Below are 25,378 nucleotides of genomic sequence, written 5' to 3'. Positions count from 1 at the left end.
AAAGGTAGCTGGATGACGGCGTTATTTGAAATGCGAATCCGAGTCGGCGGTGACCCGCGTGGCTTCGGCGAATTTACTGCGCTACGTGATGAGCTGGCCAAGCTGAGCCATCCGGCGTGCCCGGATATCGATTGGGCTCAGGTCGAGCAGTTGTGCCTGACGTTGTTCCATAACAACGGCGCCGACCTGCAAACCGCTGCGTCGTTTACCCTGGCCCGCAGCCAACGCCACGGCCTGGAAGGCATGGCGCAAGGCGTGACAGTGATCGAGGCATTGTGCAGCGAATGGTCCAGCGTGTGGCCGCCCATGGCGTCGGTACGCCTCGACATCCTCTCCTGGTTGTTCGCCCAATTATCGCCATTGCTGCGAAGCCTGGATATCGGTACCTGGACATTGCCCGCGCTGGTGCGTTTAGACAGTGAGCTGGAGCGGCTGGCCACGCAGTTGGCGCGCCAGGGGCAAGTGCCTCTGGTCACGCTACAGGCGTTTCGCCATCAGATCGGCGGATTGATGCACCGGCTGGAGCGCAACGGCGCTTCGGGTGACAAGTTACCGGTATCAACCAGAATCCCGGAACCGGCTTTTGTGATGCCGGTGGTCATCCTGCCAACGCACCCAATGCCTGAAGTGCTACCTGATGCGTCGAAACGCAAGCGCCGTATTGGGCTATGGCTGCTTGCGCTGATTGCCGTCGTTGCCTTGGCGTGTGGGGCCTTGTGGTGGCACCAAGTAGTCGCCAATCAACCGCCGCCGGTAGTACCAGAGCCGGTGCGTCTGGACAGTTTGTCGCTGTTCGATGCCGGCAGCAGCGAACTCAAACCCAGCTCGGCCAAAGTGCTGATCAACGCGCTGGTCAACATCAAGGCTCAGCCGGGCTGGCTGATCGTAATCGTTGGGCACTCCGATACCACGGGCGATGCCGAGCAAAACCTTCAGTTGTCATACGCGCGTGCTCGGGCGGTGCGCGACTGGATGCAGCGCATGGGCGATATTCCCGATAACTGTTTCGCTGTGCAGGGTGCTGCCGGTACTCAACCGATTGTCGGTAACGACACCGCCTCGGGGCGAGCGATCAATCGTCGGGTAGACATCCGCCTGGTGCCGCAAGCAGGTGTTTGCGGGGTGTCCAGCGTGGAGGTTGGGGGAACGGCTCGATGAAGGAGCCGAAATTAATCGCACTGGGGGTATAGAAACATCACTGATAAACGAAGAACCGGAGATCTATCCGCCTGCAAACGACTCCAGGGAGGAACAACCATGTGTAAAAAAATTGTCGTTGCTACTTTGAAACTGATGAAAACAAAGCTTACCGAGATATAGATGAACTGATAGGGCAAAGCACTCCAATGGGCTTACGCTTATCATTTAATGAATCCCCTAAGCTAGGGGGCGGGTCAGCCTCGGCAACGTGCCATCAAGCTTCTGCGTAAGGTGTGTTTCAGGTCGTTAGTCCTGAACGATCTAAACCCAGGATGTGCCGGCGCCTGATCGAACTTCTCCCGCTCCCGCTTGTACACTGCGTGCACCCCGGCGTTCTCCAGGCAGAGTCATGCTGTTGGCCCGAATTGATCTGGCTGCCCGTGTGGGAACACCAAGTCTCTGTGCAAGCCGCACTGATTGTCGATGATCGACATGGCCACTTTGTTCAGGATTACCAGGCTCTCATCGCCATTGTTCACACTAGCTTACCCCCCCCTATAAACTGTCTGCGAGTTTCCCCGTGCACCGCTAAAGCCCCTGCTAGTGAACGAGCCCTGATCTTGATCAGCCGTGCAATGGGCGTCTCTATCGAGGGGCGCGACGTGTCGCTCTGAACGCTGTCAACGTTCAGTCGATAGTGGTTTGAGTGATGGGCTAGGCTTAGCCAAGGCAGCGTTTACAGACAAACGCCCCGAATAGTCGGGGCGTTCTTTAAGCTAGCTTTTCCTTTATTTTCATGCGGCAATAGTCATCAGCCCCCTTTGCGGGCTGTACTCGGTATGTCACAAAAACGGCAGCGCCAAGTAAAGTTTGATGACGATTGCATTCGTGATGTCGATAAAGAATGCGCCCACCATGGGCACGACCAGGAACGCCATCTGCGAAGGGCCGTAACGTTGCGTCACAGCTTGCATGTTGGCGATGGCGGTCGGTGTTGCACCGAGACCAAAACCACAGTGTCCGGCAGCGAGCACCGCTGCGTCGTAGTTTTTGCCCATGACGCGAAAGGTCACGAAAATGGCGAACAGCGCCATCATCAGGGTCTGTGCCGTCAGCAGAATGAATATTGGCAAAGCCAGTGACGCCAAGTCCCACAGTTTGAGGGACATTAGTGCAATAGCCAGGAACAATGACAAGCTTACGTTGCCGAGCACCGAGACTTCATGCTCGAACACTTTGTGCCAACCCAAGGCCGATAAGCCATTGCGCAGTACCACACCCATGAACAAGACGCAGACAAACGTTGGCAACTCGAACGCCGTGTCCTGTATGCAGTTGCTCAGGAATGTGCCTGTCTGCAAGCTGATCGCTAGCAAGGCCAAGGTTTCAATGAAGGTAAACGGAGTGATCTGTCGCTGTTGATTGGGCTGCTCGAACCCTTTTGGCAAGCACTGTTCGCCTTGTCCCACGCCGGGCGTTTGCACGCGCTTGATCAACAGGCGAGCAACTGGTCCACCGATCAGTCCGCCCAACACCAAGCCGAAAGTAGCGGACGCTATCGCAAGTTCCGATGCAGAAGCCAGCCCATACTTCTCGCTGAATACCGAACCCCACGCTGCGCCGGTACCGTGACCTCCTGACAAGGTGATTGAGCCGGCCAGCAATCCCATCAAAGGGTCTAATCCTAGAGCCGTTGCCAGGCCTATTCCCATCGCATTTTGGACAATCAGGAGCGCGGTCACCACTAGCAGAAAGATGCCCAGCGCCCGTCCGCCCTTTTTCAGGCTGGCAAAGTCTGCACTCAGACCGATGGTGGCAAAAAATGCCAACATCAAAGGTGCTTGGAGCGACGTATCAAATCGTATCTCAATGTTCGCGAAGCCGCGCAATGCCAAAAGTAACAGGGCTGCGAGTAAGCCCCCTGCGACGGGCTCTGGAATGTTGTAGGTGCGTAAAAATCCAACACGAGCTACAAGGCCTCGTCCCAGTAACAGCACCATAGATGCGGCCACCAGGGTTCCATAGAAATCAAGTTGAACCAATGGGAAATTCCTCAGTAGTTAGTCAGGGGGGGCGGACGTTTCCTGTGTCACACCACTGGATGCGGGCAAGTTTTATCTTTCCCAATTGATGTTGGGAGACTGGCGACCGACATTGGCTGGCCAAATTTTATGCTCATCGAAGACATGCGATGAAATGTTTTGGTTTTTTACGATCCGGATGGCGTCATGTAACGCTCAATTCGTTAGGGGGTGTCGCGTTAGTTGAGCAAAAAATACGGAGTGAGTAGTGTAATTGGCAGTGTATACAGTGCTTAGTGAAATGTGCATGGGAGGGTGTCGTTGTAAAGATGCTCAAATAAGATCGTGAAATGATTAAGAGAGGATTAACGCTGTCGAACAAGGGAGACTTGAGGGGAGGTGGTTGCTTGGATTTTTGAGACAAGTCTCATGGCTCTGGTGGCTCAATTTTTGTTAGTGTGTTTAGTTAATGAATGAATCGAAAAATCTGGTCGGGTTTGAAGGAAGTGTAGGTCGATATCGCTTCATGAGCATGCGTTGCTTTTTTTGGCTTTGCTAATGTAAGTATAGAATTTCGTACTGTTAATTTGTTTGAAGCCTTTAAAGCAAGTGGCAGCTGAACGCGAATGCCTACTTCAGAGTCCAGGGTATATAGCTTTTTAATGACTATTTTTTACTGTTAAGGGGTTGGCGAATGAGTGGCATTATGTTTAAAACAGCGATAGGACTCGCTGTTACGCTGGCATCAACTTCTATTTTTGCGTCGGGCTTTGCCATCAACGAGCAAAGTATCAGCGGAATGGGCACCGGCTTCGCAGGGCGCTCTTCGGCCGCTGAGGATGGCAGCACGGTTTATGGCAACCCTGCGGGTATGTCGCGCCTCAAACACGAACAGATCACCGGCGGTGTCACTGTAATCAATGCTCGTACCGATATTAGTGATGCCAATACTTTTCCTAATGGCGGTACCAATGACGGCGATATGGTGCCCTTTATTGGCATTCCCATGGGTTACTACGTAAAACCGCTCAATGAGCAATGGACGGTCGGTGTAGGGGTTTACGCGCCTTTTGGCATGGCTACCGACTACGAGAACAGTTTTGCCGGGCGCTACTTTGGGACCACGAGCGAGGTTGAAGTGGTCACCTTCCAGCCCACTGTGTCCTATGCGATCAATGAACGCGTGTCAGTTGGTTTCGGCCCGACCATTAACCGCATTGTAGGCACGCTGGAGTCGGATCTGTCGCTGACGCCTGCGATGCCGGACGGTAGCGTTCGTATCAAAGGGGACGATATCGCGCTTGGCTTTAACATCGGTGTATTGGCACAGTTGACAGATAGCACGCGTATTGGTCTGACTTACCATTCAAAAGTGGATTACACGCTCAAGGGTGATACTCAGGTCGATTACGCTCTGTTTGCTGTACCTGGCCTGGGCAAAAAACAGAAATTTGATGCCTCTCTCGACCTGACGACCCCGGAATCCGTCGACCTTTCGGTCACCCACAACATCAACGATCAATGGACGTTGTATGCAGGCACAACCTGGACGCGCTGGAGTCGACTCAAGGACATTACCGTCGAGAACTCAGGTGTGCCGGGTGCGCTGGCTGGCCAGTTTGGCCAAATCACCGAAGAGCAGAACTGGCACGACACTTGGGCTTACGCCGTCGGCGCCTCGTATCAGCTTAATAAGCAATGGGTATTGCGCGCCGGTTTGTCCTTGGACCAATCGCCAGTAAACAATATTGACCGCTCCCCAAGAATACCCAGCGGCGACCGCACTATCTTCAGTTTTGGTGCCGGTTGGACCCTCACTGATGATCTGACGATTGATGTGGCTTATGCCTACTTACAGGAAGAAGCCGTCAGCGTAAATAACAGCAGACACGGTCAGCATTACAGCGCTCAATACGAAAACTGGGCGCATGCATTGGGTGTCGGGGCGACTTATCGATTCTGACGCTGATGCCTGGTACAAGTAGTAAGGGCGAGCTTGCTTTGCGTCCGTGAAACCGCAGTCGTTTGGCAAGATGTGTCCCGATATGGCTGGCAAATCCTTTATATACGAGGCTGTTTTAGGATTTGTCAGTTGCTTGGGGGTGCTTTAGTTACGCCTTTTTTATCTGGAAAGCTTGCCTGCAGTGGCTCGGATTGATAGTTGAGAAGTTTTAACTCTCACTTAATGAAACGGTGTGAGAGTTTATTGGCAGTCATTTTGCTGCGTACTTGAAGATTAAGGTTTTGTATGTCTCCTGTTAGAGTTGTCTCACTGGCTATCCTGTGTATGCTGCCCCTCGTTTCTCAAGCAGAAGGGGGTGGGGAACGTGTCAATTCATACTATAAAAATATGCTAGAGGCCAAAGCTGTTGAATCAGCCAAAAAAGCTGAAGAAGCGCAGTCTTTCGTTGAACAAAATACCCAGGAAAATGAAGAAGAAAGTTAAGTAATCGGCCTTGTCAGGCAAATTTATCAAGGTCAATAATTGCAGAATCTCATTGCGCACGAAGTTAATGCGTAGGGCGCTGCCGAGGTCATTACGTGCAAAAAAAATTGTTCGCTGGGATAACTCTGTTTGCTTTATCGGTCATGCTGGCGGCATGCGGTAAGCCACCCTCTCAGCAGGAAACGACACCGCTAGCCACCGTCCGCATTGAAACCGTTCAAACGCAAACGCTGTCGATTCACAGCGAACTCACCGGACGCATCACTGCCCCGCGCAGTGCGCAAGTACGTGCTCGCGTAGCGGGTGTGGTGCTGGAGCGGACATTTCGCGAAGGCAGTGACGTAAAAAAGGGCGAGGTTCTTTTTCGGATTGATCCCGCGCCCTTGCAGGCCGAATTGGACAGCGCCCAAGCCAAGCTGCGCAAAGCGCAAGCTAATGCCATGCAGGCCCGTTTGCACGCTCGACGTTACGCCCAGTTGATCGACGCCAATGCCATCAGTCGGCAAGAGCATGACAATGCCATCAGTGCTGCTGAACAGACCAGCGCTGAGGTAGCGGCCAGTGAGGCCGCCGTGGCCCAGGCAACACTGAATCTGGGTTACGCCACCGTCACGGCGCCGATTTCCGGTCGAGTTGGTCGTGCACTGGTCACCGAAGGGGCGCTGGTCGGGCAGAACGAGAGCACGCCACTAGCGCTTATCCAGCAACTCAACCCCATCCATGCCGACCTCACACAATCAACGCGGGAACTCAGCGAGTTGCGTAAGGCGTTCCGTACCGGCCAAATGCAGCAGGTGGGGCATGAACAGGTCAAGGCAACACTTATTCAGGATGACGGCAGCCTTTACCCTCTATCGGGCAAGCTGCTGTTTTCCGACATCAGTGTTGATCCAGGCACCGGCCAGATCACTGTGCGTAGCGAGTTTCCCAACCCGGATCTGGACCTGCTTCCCGGTAGCTTTGTTCGTGTACGGCTGGAACAAGCAGTCAATCAGCAAGGGATAAGTGTTGTGCAACGTGCCGTTCAGCGCGACAGCGCCGGTATAGCACAGGTGCTGCTGCTTGATGTCAATGACCGTGTGGTGCAGCGGCCTGTGCAGTTGGGCAAGGTCGTGAACAACCGCTGGGTAGTCACTGGCGGATTACAGCCGGGCGACCGCATCATCATTGAAGGCCTGCAGCATGCCCGTCCCGGCGAAAAAGTGCTGGTCGACGATACTCCCTCACCCCATGCCCAGGTAATTGAGCAGTAGGACGGATATCCCCTTTATGCCGCAGTTCTTTATCGAACGCCCCGTATTCGCCTGGGTGGTCGCGCTGTTCATCCTCTTGGCGGGTGCCCTGGCCATTCCGCAACTCCCAGTCGCACAGTACCCGAACGTGGCGCCGCCCAAAGTCGAGATCCAGGCTTCGTACCCGGGTGCTTCTGCCAAAACCGTCGACGACAGCGTGGTCAGTCTGATCGAAGAGGGGCTCAACGGCGCCCATCACCTACTGTATTTCGAATCGAAAAGCAGCCTTGGCAGCGCCACGATCACCGCGACCTTCAAACCGGGAACCGACCCTGATCTGGCGCAGGTCGATGTGCAAAATCGACTCAAGGCCGTCGAGTCGCGCTTGCCCCAAGCAGTCATCCAGCAGGGATTACAGGTGGAAAAGGTCTCGACCAGTTTTCTACTGCTTATCACCTTAACGTCGATAGACGGTTCGCTGGATAACGTGACGCTCAGCGATTATCTCGCGCGCAATGTCATGAACGAAATCAAGCGACTGGAGGGGGTCGGAAAGGCCTCACTCTATGGCGCCGAACGGGCCATGCGGATCTGGATTGATCCGCAGAAACTGGTGGGTTTTAACCTGACCCCCGCTGATATCAGTGCCGCAATTGCCGAACAGAACGCCCAAGTCGCGGCCGGTAGCATCGGTGATTTGCCGAACGCGAGCACCCAGGAGATCACCGCAAGCGTGTTGGTTGACGGCCAGTTGACGACTCCCGAAGCGTTCGCCGATATCGTGTTGCGTGCGAACCCGGATGGCTCTGAAGTGCGCATTGGGGATGTCGCCCGCGTTGAGATCGGCAGCCAGGAGTACCAGTTTTCCACCCGTCTAAATGGCAAGCCCTCTACTGCAATTAGCGTGCAGTTGGCCCCAGGTGGGAACGCGCTGGAAACGGCCGGGCTTATCAAGGCAAAGATGGATGAGCTGTCGCGCTATTTCCCGGCCGGTGTGGAATACCAGTTGCCATTCGATACCTCACCCTTCGTCAAAGTCTCGATCACCAAGGTTTTTTACACCTTGCTTGAAGCGATGGTGCTGGTGTTCGCGGTAATGTATCTGTTTCTGCAGAATATCCGCTATACCCTGATTCCAACGTTGGTGGTGCCGGTGGCGCTGATGGGCACCTTGGCCACGTTGTTGGCGTTGGGGTTCTCGATCAATGTGCTGACTATGTTCGGCATGGTACTGGCGATTGGGATCTTGGTGGACGATGCCATTGTCGTGGTCGAAAATGTCGAGCGGATCATGGTGAATGAAGGGCTGTCGCCCATCGAGGCGACACGCAAGGCGATGCATCAGATCACTGGTGCGATTGTCGGTATTACCCTTGTACTGGTAGCGGTGTTTATCCCGATGGCATTCATGCCCGGCACGGTTGGCGTGATCTACCAGCAGTTCTCGTTGTCGATGGCCACCTCGATTCTATTCTCGGCATTTCTTGCGCTGACCCTGACACCGGCGTTGTGTGCCACGCTGCTCAAACCCGTGGCCAAAGGTGAGCAGCACGTTAGGACGGGGTTCTTAGGCGGGTTCAATAAGCGCTTCGAGCAACTGACTGTCCGCTACGAAGGTTGGGTCGTGCACGCGCTCAAGCGCAGCGGCCGCTATATGCTGATCTATGGCGTGCTGCTCGTCGGCCTGGTGGTGTGCTTCAATCGGCTGCCCACCTCGTTCCTCCCTGTCGAAGACCAGGGCTACACCATCACCGATATCCAACTGCCGCCGGGAGCGAGCCGGCAGCGCACGGTGCAAGTGGTCGAGCAGATCGAAGCACACAACGCGACGGAGCCTGCCATTGCGAACAGCACGATCATTTTGGGGTTCAGCTTTTCCGGCAGTGGTCAGAATGCAGCGCTTGCGTTCAGCACGCTCAAAGACTGGTCCGAACGCGGTTCCGATGACTCGGCAGCCTCCATCGCTGATCGGGCCAGTCAGGCCTTTGGTCAAATCAAGGACGCCGTGGCCTATTCCGTGCTGCCGGCGCCGGTCGATGGACTTGGGGATTCCAGTGGTTTCGAGTTTCGTTTGCAGGATCGCGGCGGGCTAGGGCATGCCACGCTGATGCAGGCGCGAACGGCGTTGCTTACTGCCGCAGAGAAAAGCCCGGTGCTGATCAACGTTCGTGAAAGTGCCTTGGCCGAAGCGCCGCAGGTGAAGCTGGTGATTGATCGCGCGCAAGCCAAAGCCATGGGCGTTTCCTTTACCGACATCAGCAGCGTGTTGTCCACTGCGGTGGGTTCGGCCTACATCAACGATTTCCCTAACCAGGGCCGTATGCAGCGCGTGGTGGTTCAAGCTGAAGGCGATCAGCGCAGTCAGGTTGATGACCTGCTGAAAATGCATGTACGCAATGCCAGCGGGAACATGGTACCGCTGGCTGCATTCGTCACCGCCAAATGGACGCTGGGGCCGACCCAACTGACGCGATACAACGGCTACCCGGCTGTCAGCATTTCCGGTGAGCCCGCGGCAGGTTACAGTTCTGGGGAAGCCATGGCCGAAATCGAACGCTTGGTGGCCCAAGGCCCCGCGGGACTTGGGCAGGAGTGGACGGGGCTGTCGCTGCAAGAGCGCTTGTCCGGTAGCCAGGCGCCGCTGTTGCTAGGATTGTCGCTGTTGATTGTGTTCCTGTGTCTGGCTGCGCTTTATGAAAGCTGGTCGATACCGACGTCCGTCTTGCTCGTCGTACCGCTTGGGGTACTCGGCGCAGTATTGGCTGTTACTCTGCGCGACATGCCCAACGATGTGTTTTTCAAGGTCGGCCTGGTGACCATCATTGGTCTGTCGGCGAAAAATGCAATTTTGATCATCGAGTTTGCCAAGCGACTGCATGAAGAGGGTCACGACCTGATTACCGCCACCGTGCAAGCGGCGCGCTTGCGTTTGCGGCCGATTGTCATGACCTCTTTGGCGTTCATTCTCGGCGTGGTGCCTCTGGCGATGGCCACGGGCGCCAGTTCCTCTAGTCAACAGGCGATCGGGACTGGGGTCATCGGAGGAATGATCAGCGCCACACTGGCTGTTGTGTTTGTTCCGGTATTCTTTGTGCTCGTGATGAAGCTGGTTCGCTTTCGTCATAAGTGAAAACCTGCCGGCCATTACTGAGCAATGGCTGGCGTGAATGAGCTGTATCTCTAATAAGTCGATGAGTTGAGGGGTCGCCAATGTCTGATAGCGAGCATCGCCAAGTACCAATTCAAAATCACTTAGGCATTATGGAAGTACCGGTGCATTACATGAGGGGGGGCACCTCTACCGGTGTGGTGATCGCGGACCATTGGGTGCCTCAGGACGAGTCGCTGCGCACTGAACTCCTGTTGCATTTGATGGGGGCGCCTCTGTCGGGCCATCAGCCCGGTAATCGGCAAATCACCGGACTCGGTCGCGGCGTGGCCACAAGCAACAAGGTATTCCTGGCCAGCGTTGAACAAACCCCGAACGGGCGCCAACTGGTGAGCACGCTGGCGCAATTGGCCAGTGGTCATGGTGAAATAGACTGGAGCGTGAATTGCGGAAATATGTCCTGTGCGTTGCCTCTCTGGGCCATCGATACGGGGTTGTTCCAGGCGCCAGTGACGGGTGAGATAGAGATCACGATCAGAAATACCAACACCCAGGTCATTACGATCACGCGCATGCTACGGGATGCCTATGGCCGGCTGGCGAGCGCCGAGATTCCTGGCGTCAATGGCGCTTATCCACGAGTTGATTTGTTTCTTCAGTCGCCGGTGGGTAGCAAGACGGGTGCGCTGTTACCAACCGGCGCAGTCGTCGACACCATCGGCGGGCATGATGTGTCGTGTGTCGATGTGGCTGTCCCCATGGTGATCGCAGATGCCAAGAGCTTTGGTAAAACCGCTCATGAACCCATTGCAGAGCTCGAGGCCGATGCTGCGTTTATGGCCGCCTTGAGGCAGGTATGGATTGAGGCGGGGCTGAAGATGGGGCTGCGTCGCCGCGATGGCGAACTCATGAGTCGTGCTGATCTTGAAAAAAGCGAAACCATTCCAAAGGTCTGCATCGTCGGCGCGGCACGTCAGGGGGGAAGTATTGCTGCGCGCTATTTCACCCCACAGGCAGGCCATGCTTCGATGGCCGTTTCGGGGGGCTGCTGCCTGGCTGCTGCCTGTCTCATTCCTGGCACGGTTGCCCACCGATTGGCCCAGGGAATTAGTCAGCCGACAGAGGCATTTTTGGATATCGAGGTCGGTATTGAGAACCCTGCGGGTAGATTGGATGCGACAGTGGTTGCTCAGTACAGCGGCGGCACGGTCGCGATTCAAAGCGTTGCCTATCGACGCAGTACACAAATCTTGATGCGTGGGTATGTTCCGCTTTACAGGGCGTCCGCCGCGCTGGTTTGTGCGTTGAGAAACTGACCAAACACGCGGTGCAGTGGGGGGCTGAGCGGAGGTGGGGCTGGCCGCTCGGCTTATGGTCTTTGAGACATGTCCTGTATAGCAGGCGAAGCGCTTCGGATAATTTGCTGAACACGCCCCATCTGAGTGTTCACGATGACTCCTCAATCCCCGTCAGGCAAATTTCTACGAGTCCTGGTCGCCGATCAGGAATGCTCCCGACGCGCACAGATTGAAAAAGACCTAAATGGCCTCGGTTACTACCGGGTCGCTCCCGTGAGTTGTTTCAGCGATTTGTTAACGCTCACTCACTACAGCCCTAACCCATTCGAGCGTTTCGATCTGGTCGTCATCAATGCTCAATTGATGTCTGCGGTGGGCGTGAAGGCACTGGATTTTTGTCTGGAGAATGCGCGCTTGCGTCATGCACTGATCTATGACGCCAACCTCCAGCGACGCTTTTCGCGGACGTTCAACGAGCGTGCCAGCCAGCAAGTCCGTTTGATTCATAAGATCGATCGTCGGCAATTGGTGGACTTTCTTTCTTTAATCGATCCCGCTTTCGATGTGCTCACCGCAGATTCCTGTTGATCCCTATAGATTCCCTATTGCTGTGTTCGCTCTGATGTTCAGGGCAAGGAAGGTGGAGGTCATCCGCTATCACTAAAAGGGCGCGTACGCGCCAGTCCCTTGAGTCATTCGGGTTGTTACGCCTGGACTCTATCCGTTGAAATGCTCTGGAGCGTTCTATGACTAATGAGCTTGTGTTTGTCCGTACCCGTAAGGTCGCATTATTGGTTGCAATGACCGGGGCCCTGGCTGCCTGTGCCAGCGTGCCCGAACCGAATGATCAGATTGCACTCTCGCAAAACGCCGTCGCGCGGGCGATCTCGGCCGATGCCACACAATACGCACCAGTAGAAATGAACGCTGCACAGGACAAGATGTTTCTGATGGAGCGAGCCATGGGCGAGCGAGATTACATTCAGGCTCGCACCTTGGCCGAGCAAATTGAAGTCGATGCCAATCTCGCCGAGCGAAAGGCTCAGACTGCGAAGTGGCAGCACCAATTGCAGCAGTCTCAAGCTGGCATTCAGGTTCTCAAACAAGAAATGCTTCAGGCTCCTGTCACTGGGTTTATGCCAGCCGCGGATGCCGCTGAATAAAGGAAGTCGCTATGCATTACTCAATCAAGCTGCCGGCTGTATCCCTTCTTGCGCTGTTGGTCGCCGGTTGCGCTGCGCCTGCGCTCAACAGCCAGTTGCAGCAGGCCCACGAGCGCTTCAGCGCGCTGCAGAATAACCCGCAGTCCAACACCTTGGCGCCGTTGGAAACCAAGGACGCCTTCAATGCGTTGAACAAGGCGGACCTGGCCTCTAACGAGGATCGCCTCGATCCGGCCGTCGGTCAACTGGCGTACTTGGCCAACCAAAAAATCGCCCTGGCCGAACAAACCATCCTCGGTCGGAAGGCCCAGGCGGATCTGCAACACATCATGGCTGACACCGTTCAAGTGCAGTTGGACGTGCGCACCCAGCAGCTCAAGGCGTTGCAAGCCATGAATGCGAAACAGACCGACAGAGGGCAGATGATTACGTTTAACGACGTCTTGTTTGACACAGGTAAGGCTGACTTGAAATACGGCAGCCGGCGCAATTTCGAGCAACTGGCCAGTTTTTTGAATGCCAATCCTGAGCGTAAAGTACGAGTGGAAGGTTTTACCGACACGGTAGGCAATGATGCGTTCAATCAGCGTCTGTCCGAACGTCGGGCCGCTTCCGTTGCTGAGGCGCTTGCGCAATTGGGTGTCGATCCAGGGCGGATCTTCACTCAGGGGTATGGCAAGGACTACCCGATTGCCGACAATGGCAGTGCCAACGGTCGGCAGCTCAATCGACGGGTTGAGGTGATTGTCTCCAATGATTCCTCGCGGGTGGATAACCGTCGCTGAGGTCCTCCATCAGAACACCCGCCACCTATTGGGGTGGCGTGGTTGGTCCTGAAGCACTGCCGATATCCCAGATGAGGGCAGCTTTGCAGATACATATGAGGACGTGGGCTCAATTCAAGCACGAAAATAAACATGCCAAATAAAGAACTGGGATTCCTTATTATCGATGAGCAGCATCTCTAACGACTGAAAATCGAGTGTGCGCTTAATCAGTTGGAAGGCTACTGTACGGCCCCGATGTACAGCTGACTCAACATTTGATCTGCCAGTGTTCTGTATCGACAAGCTGTAGATTCGATCCCGAATGGGGCCAGGGCCTATCAGGGCTTGTCAAATTGTTCCAGCACATGTGCCAGGCTTGCGTCTGATAATTCACCCAGATGGCTTCTGACCAGTCGCCCGTCTGCGCTGTAGAACAATGTGGTCGGCAGCGCCATCGAACCCACGACCTGGCCGAGACGTCCGCCGCCGTCGAACAGGATGTTGTCCAGGTGTAGGTTTTGACCGGACAGAAACTGGTTAACGATCTCCGCTCCTTCGCCTTGGTTCACGAACAAAAACGTTACATGTGGATTCTGCGCCTGTGCCTTCTGCAGCACCGGCATTTCACGACGACAAGGTGGGCACCAGGTCGCCCATAGGTTGATTACCAATGGACGCCCCTGGAACTGGGTGAGGTCAACGGTTTGGCCGTCGAGGGTGCGCACCGGGATTTCCGGCAATCGAGTACCCTGCTCGTAGACGTTCAACGACAGTGTGCCCAGCCCCCATACAAGCATACCGCTGATCACTGATGCGGCCAGAGGACGACGCAAGTGAGCATTTTTCCAGCCCCAGACCAATGCCAGGAGAACCATGGCTATGGCCCCTGACGGCGCGTGAAAGCCACCGTCGCGTATGTCGATGATGCGCCATGGATCGTTCCCATACTGCTCGTGATACATCAGCACAAAGCTTAATCGGGCCACCAGCAGGCCCAGCATAAACAGCCAGAACAACAACGAGTCCAGGCGCTGCTTATCTTGCGTGGCGACTCGACGCCCTATAAGGGTAGCGGCGAGCAGGGCCACGAAGAGCAGCAGGTGGCTCAAGGAGATAACAAAACTTCCGATGTTCAACGTCAGCATCAATTGCTCTCTTTCGTCTGGTTCCAGCGCTTTAGAAATTGTTCGGCATCCACTTGCCCGGTTATGCGTTGGCTGCGGCGTTCTTCTCCATCGGGGCCGATCCACAGGAAGCTTGGCGGTCCTGGTACTTTGTAACGGTTCAGCAGTGTACCGCTGTCTGCGTTATTGGCAGTCACATCAAGTTTCAACAGGCGCACGTTCTTCAATGCCGCCATGACTTCACTCGAACCAAACACCTCCTTCTCCATCACCCGACAAGACACGCACCAGTCGGCATAGAAATCCAACAACACCCATTGGCCAGCAGCCTTCGCCGAGTCCAGCTCGGCTTGCAGTTGAAGGGGCGACTTTAACTTCAGGAACGCTTCGGAACCGGCGGCTTGCGGAGCTACTGTCGCTGACGACGCTGTAAAGCCCTTCAAGGGGCGCCACACATCGTCAGCTCCAGCCGCTGCACCGACGACCAGCAGGCTGCCCCACAGACCGAGCATCAACGAGGCGATCCCTACGACATGATGGGGCTGACGTTGATGCCACAGTGTGTAGGCCAGTGCCAGCAAGAGAAGGCCCCAGATTCCGATCCAGAGTGACTCATCCAGCACCGGACGCAGCATATACACGGCCGTGGCCAGAAACAGGAAACCGAACGCGCCCTTGAGCAGGTTCATCCATGCGCCTGGTTTGGGTAGGAAACGATTGCCAACGGTCACCAGTAACAGCAACGGTAGGCCGATACCCAGGCCCATGGCGAACAACACAAGACCACCATGCAGCGCGTTTCCGCTTTGTGCGATGTACAGCAGCGCACCTGCTAACGGCGCTGTCATGCAGGGTCCGACCAGTAATCCCGAAAGCGCGCCGAGTACACCGGCACCGACCAGGCTTCCTCCATTGCGCTGACGGCTGACGTTTTCCAAACGGTCGCGGACAAAGGTCGGCAGTTGCAGCTCAAAAAAACCGAACATGGGCAGCGATAGCACAATAAACACCGCCGCAAAGCTGCCCAGAACCCAAGGTTGTTGCAACATTGCTTGCAGATTTGCACCCAGCATCGCGGCGAGCACGCCCATAGCGGCATAGACCAGCGCCATACAGATTACGTAGCTGCCCGCCAGTGCAAAGCCGCGACGCGCACTTGCGCCACTCCCGACGACCAGGCCGGCGAGAATCGGCAGCATCGGCAGCGAGCACGGGGCAAACGCCAAGAGCAGGCCCAGGCCAAAGAAAATCAGCAAGCTCCAACCCAGTGAGCGCTGCTGCAACCCGCTGGCGAGTGCCTGGTCTGCAGCTTCCTGTTCAACGCTGACAGCTGGGGCGCCGCCCAGGTCTAGGGTCAAAGATTGCGGTGGGTAGCATAGCCCCGCATCCGCGCATCCTTGCCAGCCAAGCGTGAACTTGCCGGTGGCGTTTGCGGGTATTTTGAGTTCCAGCCCCTGTCGATAAACCTGCTGAGTGCCGAAAAATTCATCGCTGTGGGTTTCGCCCTCAGGGAAGGCGGGCACGTGCTCGACCGGCAGACCGTCAAATGTTAGTCGTTGCTGATAGAGGTAATACCCATCCGCTATTTGCCAATAGAGTTGGGTTTCTCCTGTGGGCAGGCGTTCGGAGCTAAAGCTGAATGCTTTTTCAGCAGAGAGAAATTGTGGCTCGACATCGAATGGACTCAATCCCGCATGAGTCAGTCCAGAAAACACGATTGCTATTAGGGCTAACAGGCGCCGCATCATAATATCCTTGGGTCGGAAGCCGCCGGAGATTATCACCTGTCAGTTTGTTAGTCATTATTGATAGGGGACTTGTATTTATCCGCGCTTTCGAAATTAAGTTGAAAAAATTACTGCGTTGTAAGTTTTGACTGGTGATGCTGGTTGTGACTGCTGGGTCTGTATGGGGACCAGGCCTCCCCGAACTCTTTAACAGGGTTCAGTAAGAGACCGTCCAGTGACTCGTCATGCCGATTTGGCCAAGCCTTGTGAGCGCGCCCGAACTACGCGGTCCATAAAATCTTCAAGTGCCGAGTATTCTGGCAGTCCAACCTGAGTGCGCAGCGCGCCTCTGTTACGCGGAGCCGCTATTGCGGATTGAGGGTCGCACGCATAAATATACAGACTGTCAATGTTGAACAGAAAGCCAGACGGGGCTGACTCGGCTTTAGGGTTGATCATATGTTCAGGTACGATCAGCACATCAAATTTTTTCTGGCCGTAACTGTTGAGTATCAAGCCGTCAATCAGCGTGTGGGTGGTAGCAACGCAGTAATAGCCCATGCGATTGAGCATTTTATCAACGCAGATGGCTTGGATTTCGTTAGGCTCAACGATCAAAACTCTCAGATTTTTATCAAGCATTTTCCGTTCCTTCAGTGGCTGGCCTTATAGAAGGCATTTGAGGCCTTTAAGGTTGCCTGAAGACACGAGCAATGCATTTAAGGCTTGTCTCAAAAAAGCCGCAGGGTGGCGATGCGAGTGGACTCAGCAATGATTGTGCCCGGCGTTGGCGGGCGAAATGGTGTGTCATGAGCTCATCTGTGCAGGGCCCATTCCGTTATGTGGATGGGCGCTACAGAAAACCCCAAGACTGGCTGGGGGAGGGGGCTAGCGGAATGAACTCAGACTTCTTTTAATTGGGACTGTAGTTTGAACAGCTCGGTATCGGTTTTGATTCCCAGCTTTCTAAATGCCGCTTGTTTTTGCCCGCTGATAGTCTTTCTGCTACGAGAAAATTTGGTCGCAACCTGAATGACCGAGAGGCCTTCCAGGCAGCAGCGCAGCACTTCGCGCTCTTTTGGCGACAGCTCAGGGTGATCGAGCAGGGCCTTATCCGTGCTGAGGCTGTTCTCGTCTGTGCCCTGCGAAGCCGGCGGTTTGTCGTGTTCAGTCAGCATGCTCGGCGCCAGGTACATTCGACCCATCGCGACCATTCGAATGGCCTTTATCAGCTCGTTTGTTTCTTGAGACTTCCCCACGAATCCATTGGCGCCAGCGCGAATACTCAGGTTGACAGTCGCCGGTCTTTCCAAGGAGGAATAAATCAGAATATGCAAATCCGGATAGTGATTACGGACCAATTGAATCAGCCTGATGCCATCCAGCTCACCATCCGTTAACTGATAGTCGAGTATCACCAGGTCCGCGTTCTGCTGACGCAGCGCTTCAATGAGTTCGCTACTTCTGGCGTAAGCGCCCAGTACCTTAAAGTCGGCTTCCACGGTCAGGCGAATCTTTAAGGCTTCACGAATCAGGGCATGGTCATCCATCAGGATAATTCGTAAGGGTGACATGACTGACCACTTCATGGTGTCGCACTCCAGCGCGTAGCTCAGGGGCAGGCATCATAGACGACTCTGCATTATCTCACCGCGTCGCTACATTAGCTCAAGCGGGCACTCAAATAAATCACTCGCTTCAACGTCCAGGGTTTTTATTGCGTTTAGACGGCTAATGGCATGCGTGCTCGTTTCGGTTTGAGACAGGTCTCGTTCTCAGTTGGCGGCAAGTTTGTCACTCTGATGTCCATGCTCCAGGCACACGATGATGGGTACAAAAGTTTGCGCAGGATGTGGTTGGAACTTTTGTAGGATGGGTGATGAGTCGGTATAGACTGTTGAGCACACCAAGCTCTCCTGTCGCAATTGCTTAGACAGAGCCTCCTGCACCATTAATGGATGTTGTGCATCTTGAAAACACTATCTGCCAATCGTTGGATTACGTTCATCTGCCTGCTGTGGCTCTCGTCGATCGCTCAGTTGGCTTTTGGTGAAAATGGAGTAAAGCTCCTTGTGCACACGCCATTAACCGCTCCCCATGTCACCTTTGACAGTAAAACCCAGGCGTGGCTGGACCGTAGGTCAACAATCCGTGTGGGTTTTTGGGGGGGGGCGCGCCCGCCAATGCACATAGGATTCGACCCGAACAGCTTTGAGGGGGTGACGGCCGACGTATTGGGGCTGCTCCAGCATACCTTAGGGGTGAGCATGCGCATGCTACGGTTTGAGGACCGGCCTCACGCGTTGCAAGCAATGGCACGAGGTGAAGTCGATATGTTGGCATTGAACGATGTGACAGACGATGACAACCCTGTTTTCAAGTCCAGCAAGCCTTATCTTTTGAATCACAAGGTCATCATTCGTCGTATCAACGACCCGGTTAAATCCGGCACCGCGGCTACAGTCGAGCGACTGGCCTATATTGGCGCAACTGACTCACACATCAAGCGCATTCAAGATCAGCACCCTAAAAGTACACTGTTGCCTTATGTGAACCATCTGAATGCTTTCGCAGCATTAGCGTATGACCAGGTTGATGCGGTTCGTACCAATGCGGTGACGGCCGAGTTTCTCTTGTCAAGCTTCTACCGCAACGATTTGTATATTGCCGCCGATGCAAATGCGCGGACGGCAGCGGACATCAACTTCGCAATCAGTGCTCGTCAGCCGCACTTGCTGGAAGCCGTCAACGCATCACTGGCGGCGATTCCTGTGGCTGATATGTTGAGGATTACCTCCAATTGGGCACTCAACAATAACTTTGTGATCGCACCTAAATCCCTCAATCTCACTCCTGAGCAAAGCGCGTGGATAGCGGCGCACCCCAAACTCAAGGTGGTGGTCGCTGACGCCTATGCACCCTTGACGTTCTTTGATGATAAGAACCAGCTCAATGGGCTGAGCGCCGATATGCTCAAGTTAATCGCTCGCTTAACCGGTTTGGAGTTTGAGATTGTCCGCAGCGACAGTGTGAGCGACATGGTAAGTCGCTTGCAGGACGGTAAAGTGGACGTGATAGCGGCATTGAGTATTGGGGAGTTTCGTCTGGAGCCGGAGCAATACACCCGGCCGTATATGATCAGCCCATTCGTCGTGGTCACCCGTCGTGCCGAGGCCGGGATCCAAAGTCTGGAAGAGTTAAGCGGTTTACGGCTGGCGTTACCTTGGGGCAGCCCGGTGTCATTGACGGTGCACAATCAGTTCCCTCACATCACTCAGGTGACAGCGCAAAATGCGACGCAGGGCCTTGAAATGTTGGCGGCAGGTGAGGTTGAGGGTTCGGTTCATACCCAATACGGTGCGGACTACTTTATCAAGCACCACTTTCAGGAAGACTTGCATATTGCGTCAGTGGTCGGCACGCATCCTGCCAGGGTCGGTATGGCAGTCGGACCTGATCACCAGGTGCTCAAGGACATTATCAATGCCGCGTTGCTGGAAATCCGACCGGACGAGTTCAAGATGATGGTCGACCGTTGGCGCGTACATGAATCTCCGGCGGTCGCCAGTTCCTGGAGCACTTACAAGGAAGTTGTGTATACCGTCATCGCCGCTGCGATTCTATTCGGTCTTGTGTTTTTGGTCTGGAACTACTATTTGCAGGTCCAGATCAACAAACGTAAAAAAGCAGAACATGCGTTGGAAGATCAGTTGCAGTTCACCCGGACGCTGATCGATGGGGCACCGGTGGCGCTGTATGTCCGCGACCGCGAAGGTCGCTTGGTGGACTGCAATCGCGCCTACCTGGACTTTTTCGGCATTACACGAGAGACGGTGATCGGACGAACGTTAATCCAGAGCGACGTGGCGGGTATCGAGGTGAGCGCGCGCTACCACCAGATCTACATGGATGCGTTGCGGCACGGGCAAGCGACCTTTGATGATATGGACTTTGAACTGCGCGGGCAGCAGTTCCGTGTGTACCACTGGATACTGCCGTATCTGAACGGCGCTGGCCAATACACGGGGGTGATTGGTGGTTGGCTGGATATTACCGAGCGTTCGCAGTTGATAGAGCAATTACGCCAGGCCAAAGAAGACGCCAACGACGCCAATCGCTCTAAATCAGTTTTCCTGGCCAGCATGAGTCATGAGATTCGTACTCCCATTAGCGCGTTGATCGGCCTTATTGAGTTGTTGCGTGTACGTGGTGGTACCGCTGTGGAGATCGAAGAAAGCCTTGAAGTTGCCCATCAATCGGCTCAGTCGCTGCTGTCGTTGATTGGCGACATTCTCGACCTGTCAAAAATCGAGGCAGGCGCGATGGCGCCTTCGCCACGCCCTACCCAACTGGTCGAGTTGACCCAATCGATTTATCGCTTGTTCGAGACCAGTGCGAGTAAAAAGAATATCGAGCTCCGTCTGGTCAACGAGGTTCAGCATAACTGCGTGATGATTGATGCGCTGATGCTTAATCAGGTGATATCCAATCTCATCAGTAACGCGATCAAGTTTACCGAGAAGGGCTATGTTCAGTTGTTATTGCGTGAGTTACCCGGTATCGAGGACGAGGGGCGTGCGCGTTTTGCTATTCAAGTGACAGACACGGGCAAAGGCCTGAACGATGCCCAGCGTAAGGAAGTGTTTGAACCTTTCGTTCAAGCCGATCCGCAAGCCCATCGTGCGGCAGGCACCGGATTAGGTTTGAGCATTTGCGCCAGTCTGGCCAATCTACTCGACGCGAAGTTGAGTGTGGACAGCCAGCCTGGACTGGGGTCGTGTTTCACGGTCTTGTTCGAGGCTGAGCCGGTCGATATTGCCAAGGACGTCAATACCTCCGATATGAACCTGCAATCGGGCCACAAGCTCAGAATTCTGGTGGTGGAGGATCACGCACCAAATCGCACATTGCTCTGCCGGCAGCTGGAGTTTCTCGGGCATGAGGCGGTTCCCTGCGATGATGGTGAAACCGCATTGGCGCTGTGGATGAGCGCGGAGTCCGCCTTCGACCTGACCATCACCGATTGCAATATGCCGCGCATGAACGGATATGAGCTGGCGCGAAATATGCGCGAGGACGAGCATCAAAGAGCTGTGCGCCAGCACCCGATTTTTGGACTGACCGCAAACGCTCAAGCGGAAGCGAGCGAGTTGTGCCTCGCCGCAGGCATGAATCAATGTTTGTTTAAACCGGTCAGTATCGAAACGCTGGCGTCCACGATTGCTGAAGTGGCCCAAAGTTGTGCGCGACGCTCGCAAGCGGCGGCGGTTACGAAGGGCGGAGAGCTGGAAAAAATCAGATTGTTGAGCCCTGAGTCTTATGCGCCACTGGTTGAGCAGATTCTGCTTTCTCTTCAAGAGGACAGTCTAAGTCTGGAACTTCTGGTACAGGCGGATGACAGGCCTGGTCTCGCCAGAATCGCCCATAAGATACGTGGTGGTGCAACGCTGACCGGCGATCTCGTGCTGGGCCAGGCATGCGTCGAGCTTGAGCGGCTGGTTATGGAAGAGGTTGATTCGCCTTATCAGGTTCAGATCGAGCAGATACAGGCTTGCCTCCGTGCGCTTGAAGATGAGTTGCGGGAGGTGCGTGTTGAGGAATAGAGCCAGCTACTATTCAAGATGGATAGTGTCTTTTTTATAGGAGTTAAACATGCACAGAGCTATGGTTGTTGACGATCATCCGTTTATTCGATCAACCGTGAAAATGATCCTTAAGCAGGAAAATTTTGAGGTGGTTGCGGAAGCGGATAACGGATGGGATGGGTTACAGCTTATTCGAGAGCACCTGCCAGATTTGGTCTTGCTGGATATATCAATGCCCAAGATGGACGGCTTGGGCGTACTCAACCGCATCTCGGACTTGGAGCTGCCAGTAAAAGTATTAGTGTTAACCTCGCTGTCGTCAGCGTTTTTTTCAATGCGTTGCATGAAGGCCGGCGCGGCCGGTTACGTGTCAAAAACAGATGATCTTACGGAACTGGTAAAAGCCATTGGTACGGTGATGTCTGGCTACACATTTTTTCCTAATCTAGCCCTTAAATCAGGGCGTAGAAATGATGTACAAGCCTCAGAGCAGAAACTGATTAATAGTCTGTCAGATCGTGAGCTAACCATTTTTCAGCAGTTGGCAAAAGGGTTGAGTAATAAACAAATTGGCGAGGAAATGCTGTTAAGTAGCAAGACCATTAGTACTTATAAGTCTCGCGTCGTTGAGAAATTGAGCGTCAGCTCCCTGATTCACCTTGCGGATTTGGCAAGGCGCAATAACGTAGTGTAAGTGTCCGCATTAGTAATGGTGTGTAACCGATCCTCACGGCGCGTTTTGGCGAATATTGCTTGTTTGTTATGAACGGCGTCAGTTCCCGTGTGCTTATGATCAAGCCAAAATTGAAGAATAAGAAATTAACAATTCTGATCATTGATGATCATTCGGCCAGTCGTTTTCTGTTGTCTAGGCAATTGGATTATCTCGGCCATAAAGTAATCGTCGCGGAAGATGGCGCCCTTGGTTTGAAAGCTTGGCGGGCTCATCAAGTAGACGTGGTTATTAGTGACTGCAATCTTCCAATCATAGATGGATATACATTGACTCGAACGATTCGAAGTGAAGAGCAACGGCGGGGCGCTAAACCCTGTCTCGTTCTCGGCGTCACCGCCAATGCTCAATTATATGAAAACGATCGCTGCTTTGACGCTGGTATGGATGGCTGTTTGTTCAAGCCCGTCAGTTTGGTGGACTTGACCCAGCGCCTGGCAGGCGTACGGCTATTCGAAAATAACGCTCATCTACGGGAATATAAGGTTTCTCGCGGCGCAGATATTGATCTAAGTAGTCTTGAACTCGTGACTGGAAATGATGCGCAGGCAATGAAAAGCCTGCTCAATGATCTGATTAGCAGTAACCTCCAAGACTTGACCGGGCTGGCTAAACTGTCAGTTATGTTTGACATCGAAGCCATTATGGCGTTGGCACACCGTGTGAAAGGAGGCGCGCGAATTATCAAGGCTCAGGGCTTGATATCAGCGTGTGAGCATGTTGAGTTGGCTTTTCAGGTTGGCCATCCTACCGTCATGTTGGAAGCGTCAATCTCTAGCTTGAAGAAGGAAATGACCGCGTTAGCGATAACCCTGAGGTCGCGTTTGGGGACGCAAAATGACTGCTAAAATCAGGGTCGGTGGAGTTTTTTACAGCATATCTAGTCCATCACCTGAACGTTGGCTAGTGCAATTCATTGGGTTCATTTGAAGTTGCGCGTAATACAAGGAAGTGACTCGCCTTTCTATCTGTGCCGTTATAGCCGAAGCCCGTTACTGGTCACGGATTGTGTTGAATAACTTAAACAGCTCGCTATCTGTTTTGATGCCCAGCTTGCGGTACGCCGATTGCTTTTGCGTACTAATGGTGTTGGCACTGCGGGAGAACTTGTGAGCAATGTCATTGACGGATAAACCGTTGAGGAAGCAGCGAAGTACCTCTTGTTCTTTGGGGGACAGTGAGGTGTGTTGAATGAGACTGACTTTGTTCTCCCTATGTATTGAAGCGCTTACAGGCCGTGAACCCAAGTAGTTCGCTACTTCGACAGCCATGGAGGTATGCAGATAGCTTTGGCCCTTTGCAACTTTGCGGATAGCCATCGCGAGTTCGTCCAGTTCCTGACTTTTTCCATAAAATCCCGAACTCCCGTTCTGCATGGCCAGCGCCACAGTTGCAGGCGTGTAGTGCGAGGAAAGTACCAGAACCTTACACTCGGTATGGCGTAACTTGATCATTCTGATCAAATTGATCCCATCAATGTCCGTCTCGCCCAAGTTGAAGTCGATGAGCACGACATCAACCGGCTGCATCGCCATGGCTGCCAACAATTCCTTGCTCGAATCAAAGCTGCCGATTACTCGAATATCAGGTTCTGACTCCAGCCAGGCCGTTATCCCATACCGGACAATTTTGTGGTCATCTACCAGCATCACGGTATAGGGTGGGAATCGATTACTGATCATCGAAGCTCCATGCATATGTCGGTGAATCATCTCAGTGCTTCCAGTGCAGTGTGAACAGGTGATAGAGCACGGTAAGCCCCCCTGAATGTCTATCCCTTTAACTCTATCGTATGCGCGTCTAGAGAAATCTCTATTCCTAAAAACTTAGAGAATTCTCGATGTTCGTCAGGTGGGCATTGCGACAAAGTATTTCCGCAGGCTGGTCAGGCAAGTGCCCGGCTTTGTGCTCCCGGCTGCATGGTGCACGCCGGAAATTTACTCGCATTGTTCAAGGTGTTATATGAAAATCAGCTCCCTGATTCACCTTGCGGATTTGGCAAGGCGTAATAACGTAGTGTAAGTGTCCGCATTAGTAATGGTGTGTAACCGATCCTCACGGCGCGTTTTGGCGAATATTGCTTGTTTGTTATGAACGGCGTCAGTTCCCGTGTGCTTATGATCAAGCCAAAATTGAAGAATAAGAAATTAACAATTCTGATCATTGATGATCATTCGGCCAGTCGTTTTCTGTTGTCTAGGCAATTGGATTATCTCGGCCATAAAGTAATCGTCGCGGAAGATGGCGCCCTTGGTTTGAAAGCTTGGCGGGCTCATCAAGTAGACGTGGTTATTAGTGACTGCAATCTTCCAATCATAGATGGATATACATTGACTCGAACGATTCGAAGTGAAGAGCAACGGCGGGGCGCTAAACCCTGTCTCATTCTCGGCGTCACCGCCAATGCTCAATTATATGAAAACGATCGCTGCTTTGACGCTGGTATGGATGGCTGTTTGTTCAAGCCCGTCAGTTTGGTGGACTTGACCCAGCGCCTGGCAGGCGTACGGCTATTCGAAAATAACGCTCATCTACGGGAATATAAGGTTTCTCGCGGCGCAGATATTGATCTAAGTAGTCTTGAACTCGTGACTGGAAATGATGCGCAGGCAATGAAAAGCCTGCTCAATGATCTGATTAGCAGTAACCTTCAAGACTTGACCGGGCTGGCTAAACTGTCAGTTATGTTTGACATCGAAGCCATTATGGCGTTGGCACACCGTGTGAAAGGAGGCGCGCGAATTATCAAGGCTCAGGGCTTGATATCAGCGTGTGAGCATGTTGAGTTGGCTTTTCAGGTTGGCCATCCTACCGTCATGTTGGAAGCGTCAATCTCTAGCTTGAAGAAGGAAATGACCGCGTTAGCGATAACCCTGAGGTCGCGTTTGGGGACGCAAAATGACTGCTAAAATCAGGGTCGGTGGAGTTTTTTACAGCATATCTAGTCCATCACCTGAACGTTGGCTAGTGCAATTCATTGGGTTCATTTGAAGTTGCGCGTAATACAAGGAAGTGACTCGCCTTTCTATCTGT

The 25,378-nt window shown here is 53.7% G+C and carries 19 protein-coding genes; 13 read left to right on the top strand and 6 right to left on the bottom strand.

Features of this window, described 5'->3' with window-relative positions:
• Window positions 1–12: 12 nt before the first annotated feature.
• Entirely contained in the window at window positions 13–1,158 is a 1,146-nt protein-coding gene (locus tag HBR94_RS04170) for an OmpA family protein (protein WP_170044224.1), read from the top strand.
• Window positions 1,159–1,982: 824 nt separating this feature from the next.
• Here the strand turns inward: HBR94_RS04170 and gltS are convergent.
• Window positions 1,983–3,182, bottom strand: a complete 1,200-nt coding sequence (gltS, locus tag HBR94_RS04165; RefSeq protein ID WP_170044223.1) for a sodium/glutamate symporter — start codon at window positions 3,180–3,182, stop codon at window positions 1,983–1,985.
• A 673-nt stretch (window positions 3,183–3,855) separates the two neighbouring features.
• On the opposite strand from gltS, the gene HBR94_RS04160 reads away from it, so the two are divergent.
• The 8 genes from HBR94_RS04160 (at window position 3,856) to HBR94_RS04125 (ending at window position 13,194) form a co-directional block, all read left to right on the top strand.
• The gene (locus HBR94_RS04160) at window positions 3,856–5,124 is read left to right on the top strand and encodes an outer membrane protein transport protein (RefSeq protein WP_170044222.1); all 1,269 of its coding nucleotides are present in this window, start codon (window positions 3,856–3,858) and stop codon (window positions 5,122–5,124) included.
• Window positions 5,125–5,448: 324 nt separating this feature from the next.
• The gene (locus HBR94_RS04155) at window positions 5,449–5,607 is read left to right on the top strand and encodes a hypothetical protein (protein WP_170044221.1); all 159 of its coding nucleotides are present in this window, start codon (window positions 5,449–5,451) and stop codon (window positions 5,605–5,607) included.
• 95 nt (window positions 5,608–5,702) lie between these two features.
• A complete protein-coding gene (locus HBR94_RS04150) occupies window positions 5,703–6,860 on the top strand; it encodes an efflux RND transporter periplasmic adaptor subunit (RefSeq protein WP_170044220.1) in 1,158 nt (385 codons plus the stop codon).
• A gap of 16 nt (window positions 6,861–6,876) precedes the next feature.
• Window positions 6,877–9,969, top strand: a complete 3,093-nt coding sequence (locus HBR94_RS04145) for an efflux RND transporter permease subunit (RefSeq protein ID WP_170044219.1) — start codon at window positions 6,877–6,879, stop codon at window positions 9,967–9,969.
• Between the two features lie 80 nt (window positions 9,970–10,049).
• The gene (locus HBR94_RS04140) at window positions 10,050–11,264 is read left to right on the top strand and encodes a PrpF domain-containing protein (RefSeq protein ID WP_170044218.1); all 1,215 of its coding nucleotides are present in this window, start codon (window positions 10,050–10,052) and stop codon (window positions 11,262–11,264) included.
• 135 nt (window positions 11,265–11,399) lie between these two features.
• Window positions 11,400–11,834: a hypothetical protein gene (locus HBR94_RS04135; protein WP_170044217.1), complete on the top strand. Its 435-nt coding sequence runs from the start codon at window positions 11,400–11,402 to the stop codon at window positions 11,832–11,834.
• A gap of 158 nt (window positions 11,835–11,992) precedes the next feature.
• Window positions 11,993–12,409, top strand: coding sequence for a DUF4398 domain-containing protein (locus HBR94_RS04130; protein WP_170044216.1), 417 nt, complete (start codon window positions 11,993–11,995; stop codon window positions 12,407–12,409).
• Window positions 12,410–12,420: 11 nt separating this feature from the next.
• Window positions 12,421–13,194 (top strand): OmpA family protein, encoded by a 774-nt coding sequence (locus HBR94_RS04125; RefSeq protein WP_170044215.1) that lies wholly within the window; start codon window positions 12,421–12,423, stop codon window positions 13,192–13,194.
• A gap of 320 nt (window positions 13,195–13,514) precedes the next feature.
• Here HBR94_RS04125 and HBR94_RS04120 read toward each other — a convergent pair whose 3' ends face one another.
• From HBR94_RS04120 to HBR94_RS04105, 4 genes are all read right to left on the bottom strand, one after another.
• Entirely contained in the window at window positions 13,515–14,321 is an 807-nt protein-coding gene (locus HBR94_RS04120; protein ID WP_170044214.1) for a TlpA disulfide reductase family protein, read from the bottom strand.
• Entirely contained in the window at window positions 14,321–16,045 is a 1,725-nt protein-coding gene (dsbD, locus tag HBR94_RS04115; protein ID WP_170044213.1) for a protein-disulfide reductase DsbD, read from the bottom strand. The genes HBR94_RS04120 and dsbD overlap by 1 nt, the downstream gene beginning before the upstream one ends.
• Before the next feature lie 225 nt (window positions 16,046–16,270).
• Window positions 16,271–16,669 (bottom strand): hypothetical protein, encoded by a 399-nt coding sequence (locus HBR94_RS04110; protein WP_170044212.1) that lies wholly within the window; start codon window positions 16,667–16,669, stop codon window positions 16,271–16,273.
• 260 nt (window positions 16,670–16,929) lie between these two features.
• Complete coding sequence (locus tag HBR94_RS04105; protein WP_170044211.1) at window positions 16,930–17,616, bottom strand: response regulator transcription factor; 687 nt, start codon at window positions 17,614–17,616, stop codon at window positions 16,930–16,932.
• A 381-nt stretch (window positions 17,617–17,997) separates the two neighbouring features.
• Here HBR94_RS04105 and HBR94_RS04100 point away from each other — a divergent pair, with 381 nt between their 5' ends.
• The 3 genes from HBR94_RS04100 to HBR94_RS04090 all read left to right on the top strand — a co-directional run bounded on the left by HBR94_RS04100 (window position 17,998) and on the right by HBR94_RS04090 (window position 23,193).
• Window positions 17,998–21,630 carry a transporter substrate-binding domain-containing protein gene (locus HBR94_RS04100; RefSeq protein ID WP_170044210.1) on the top strand — a complete coding sequence of 1,211 codons (3,633 nt, stop codon included), beginning with the start codon at window positions 17,998–18,000 and terminating at the stop codon, window positions 21,628–21,630.
• Between the two features lie 49 nt (window positions 21,631–21,679).
• Window positions 21,680–22,306 carry a response regulator transcription factor gene (locus tag HBR94_RS04095; RefSeq protein ID WP_170044209.1) on the top strand — a complete coding sequence of 209 codons (627 nt, stop codon included), beginning with the start codon at window positions 21,680–21,682 and terminating at the stop codon, window positions 22,304–22,306.
• A gap of 95 nt (window positions 22,307–22,401) precedes the next feature.
• Entirely contained in the window at window positions 22,402–23,193 is a 792-nt protein-coding gene (locus tag HBR94_RS04090; RefSeq protein ID WP_170044208.1) for a response regulator, read from the top strand.
• 144 nt (window positions 23,194–23,337) lie between these two features.
• On the opposite strand, the gene HBR94_RS04085 is transcribed toward HBR94_RS04090, so the two are convergent.
• Window positions 23,338–24,027, bottom strand: coding sequence for a response regulator transcription factor (locus HBR94_RS04085; RefSeq protein WP_262383352.1), 690 nt, complete (start codon window positions 24,025–24,027; stop codon window positions 23,338–23,340).
• Window positions 24,028–24,462: 435 nt separating this feature from the next.
• On the opposite strand from HBR94_RS04085, the gene HBR94_RS04080 reads away from it, so the two are divergent.
• Window positions 24,463–25,254, top strand: coding sequence for a response regulator (locus tag HBR94_RS04080; RefSeq protein ID WP_170044207.1), 792 nt, complete (start codon window positions 24,463–24,465; stop codon window positions 25,252–25,254).
• The last annotated feature ends 124 nt before the right edge of the window (window positions 25,255–25,378 follow it).

The organism is Pseudomonas sp. WS 5412, from assembly GCF_012985615.1.
GTDB classification, from domain to species: domain Bacteria; phylum Pseudomonadota; class Gammaproteobacteria; order Pseudomonadales; family Pseudomonadaceae; genus Aquipseudomonas; species Aquipseudomonas shahriarae.
The sequence above is the reverse complement of the archived record's forward strand: the minus strand, read 5'-3'. Positions and strand labels throughout refer to the sequence as shown.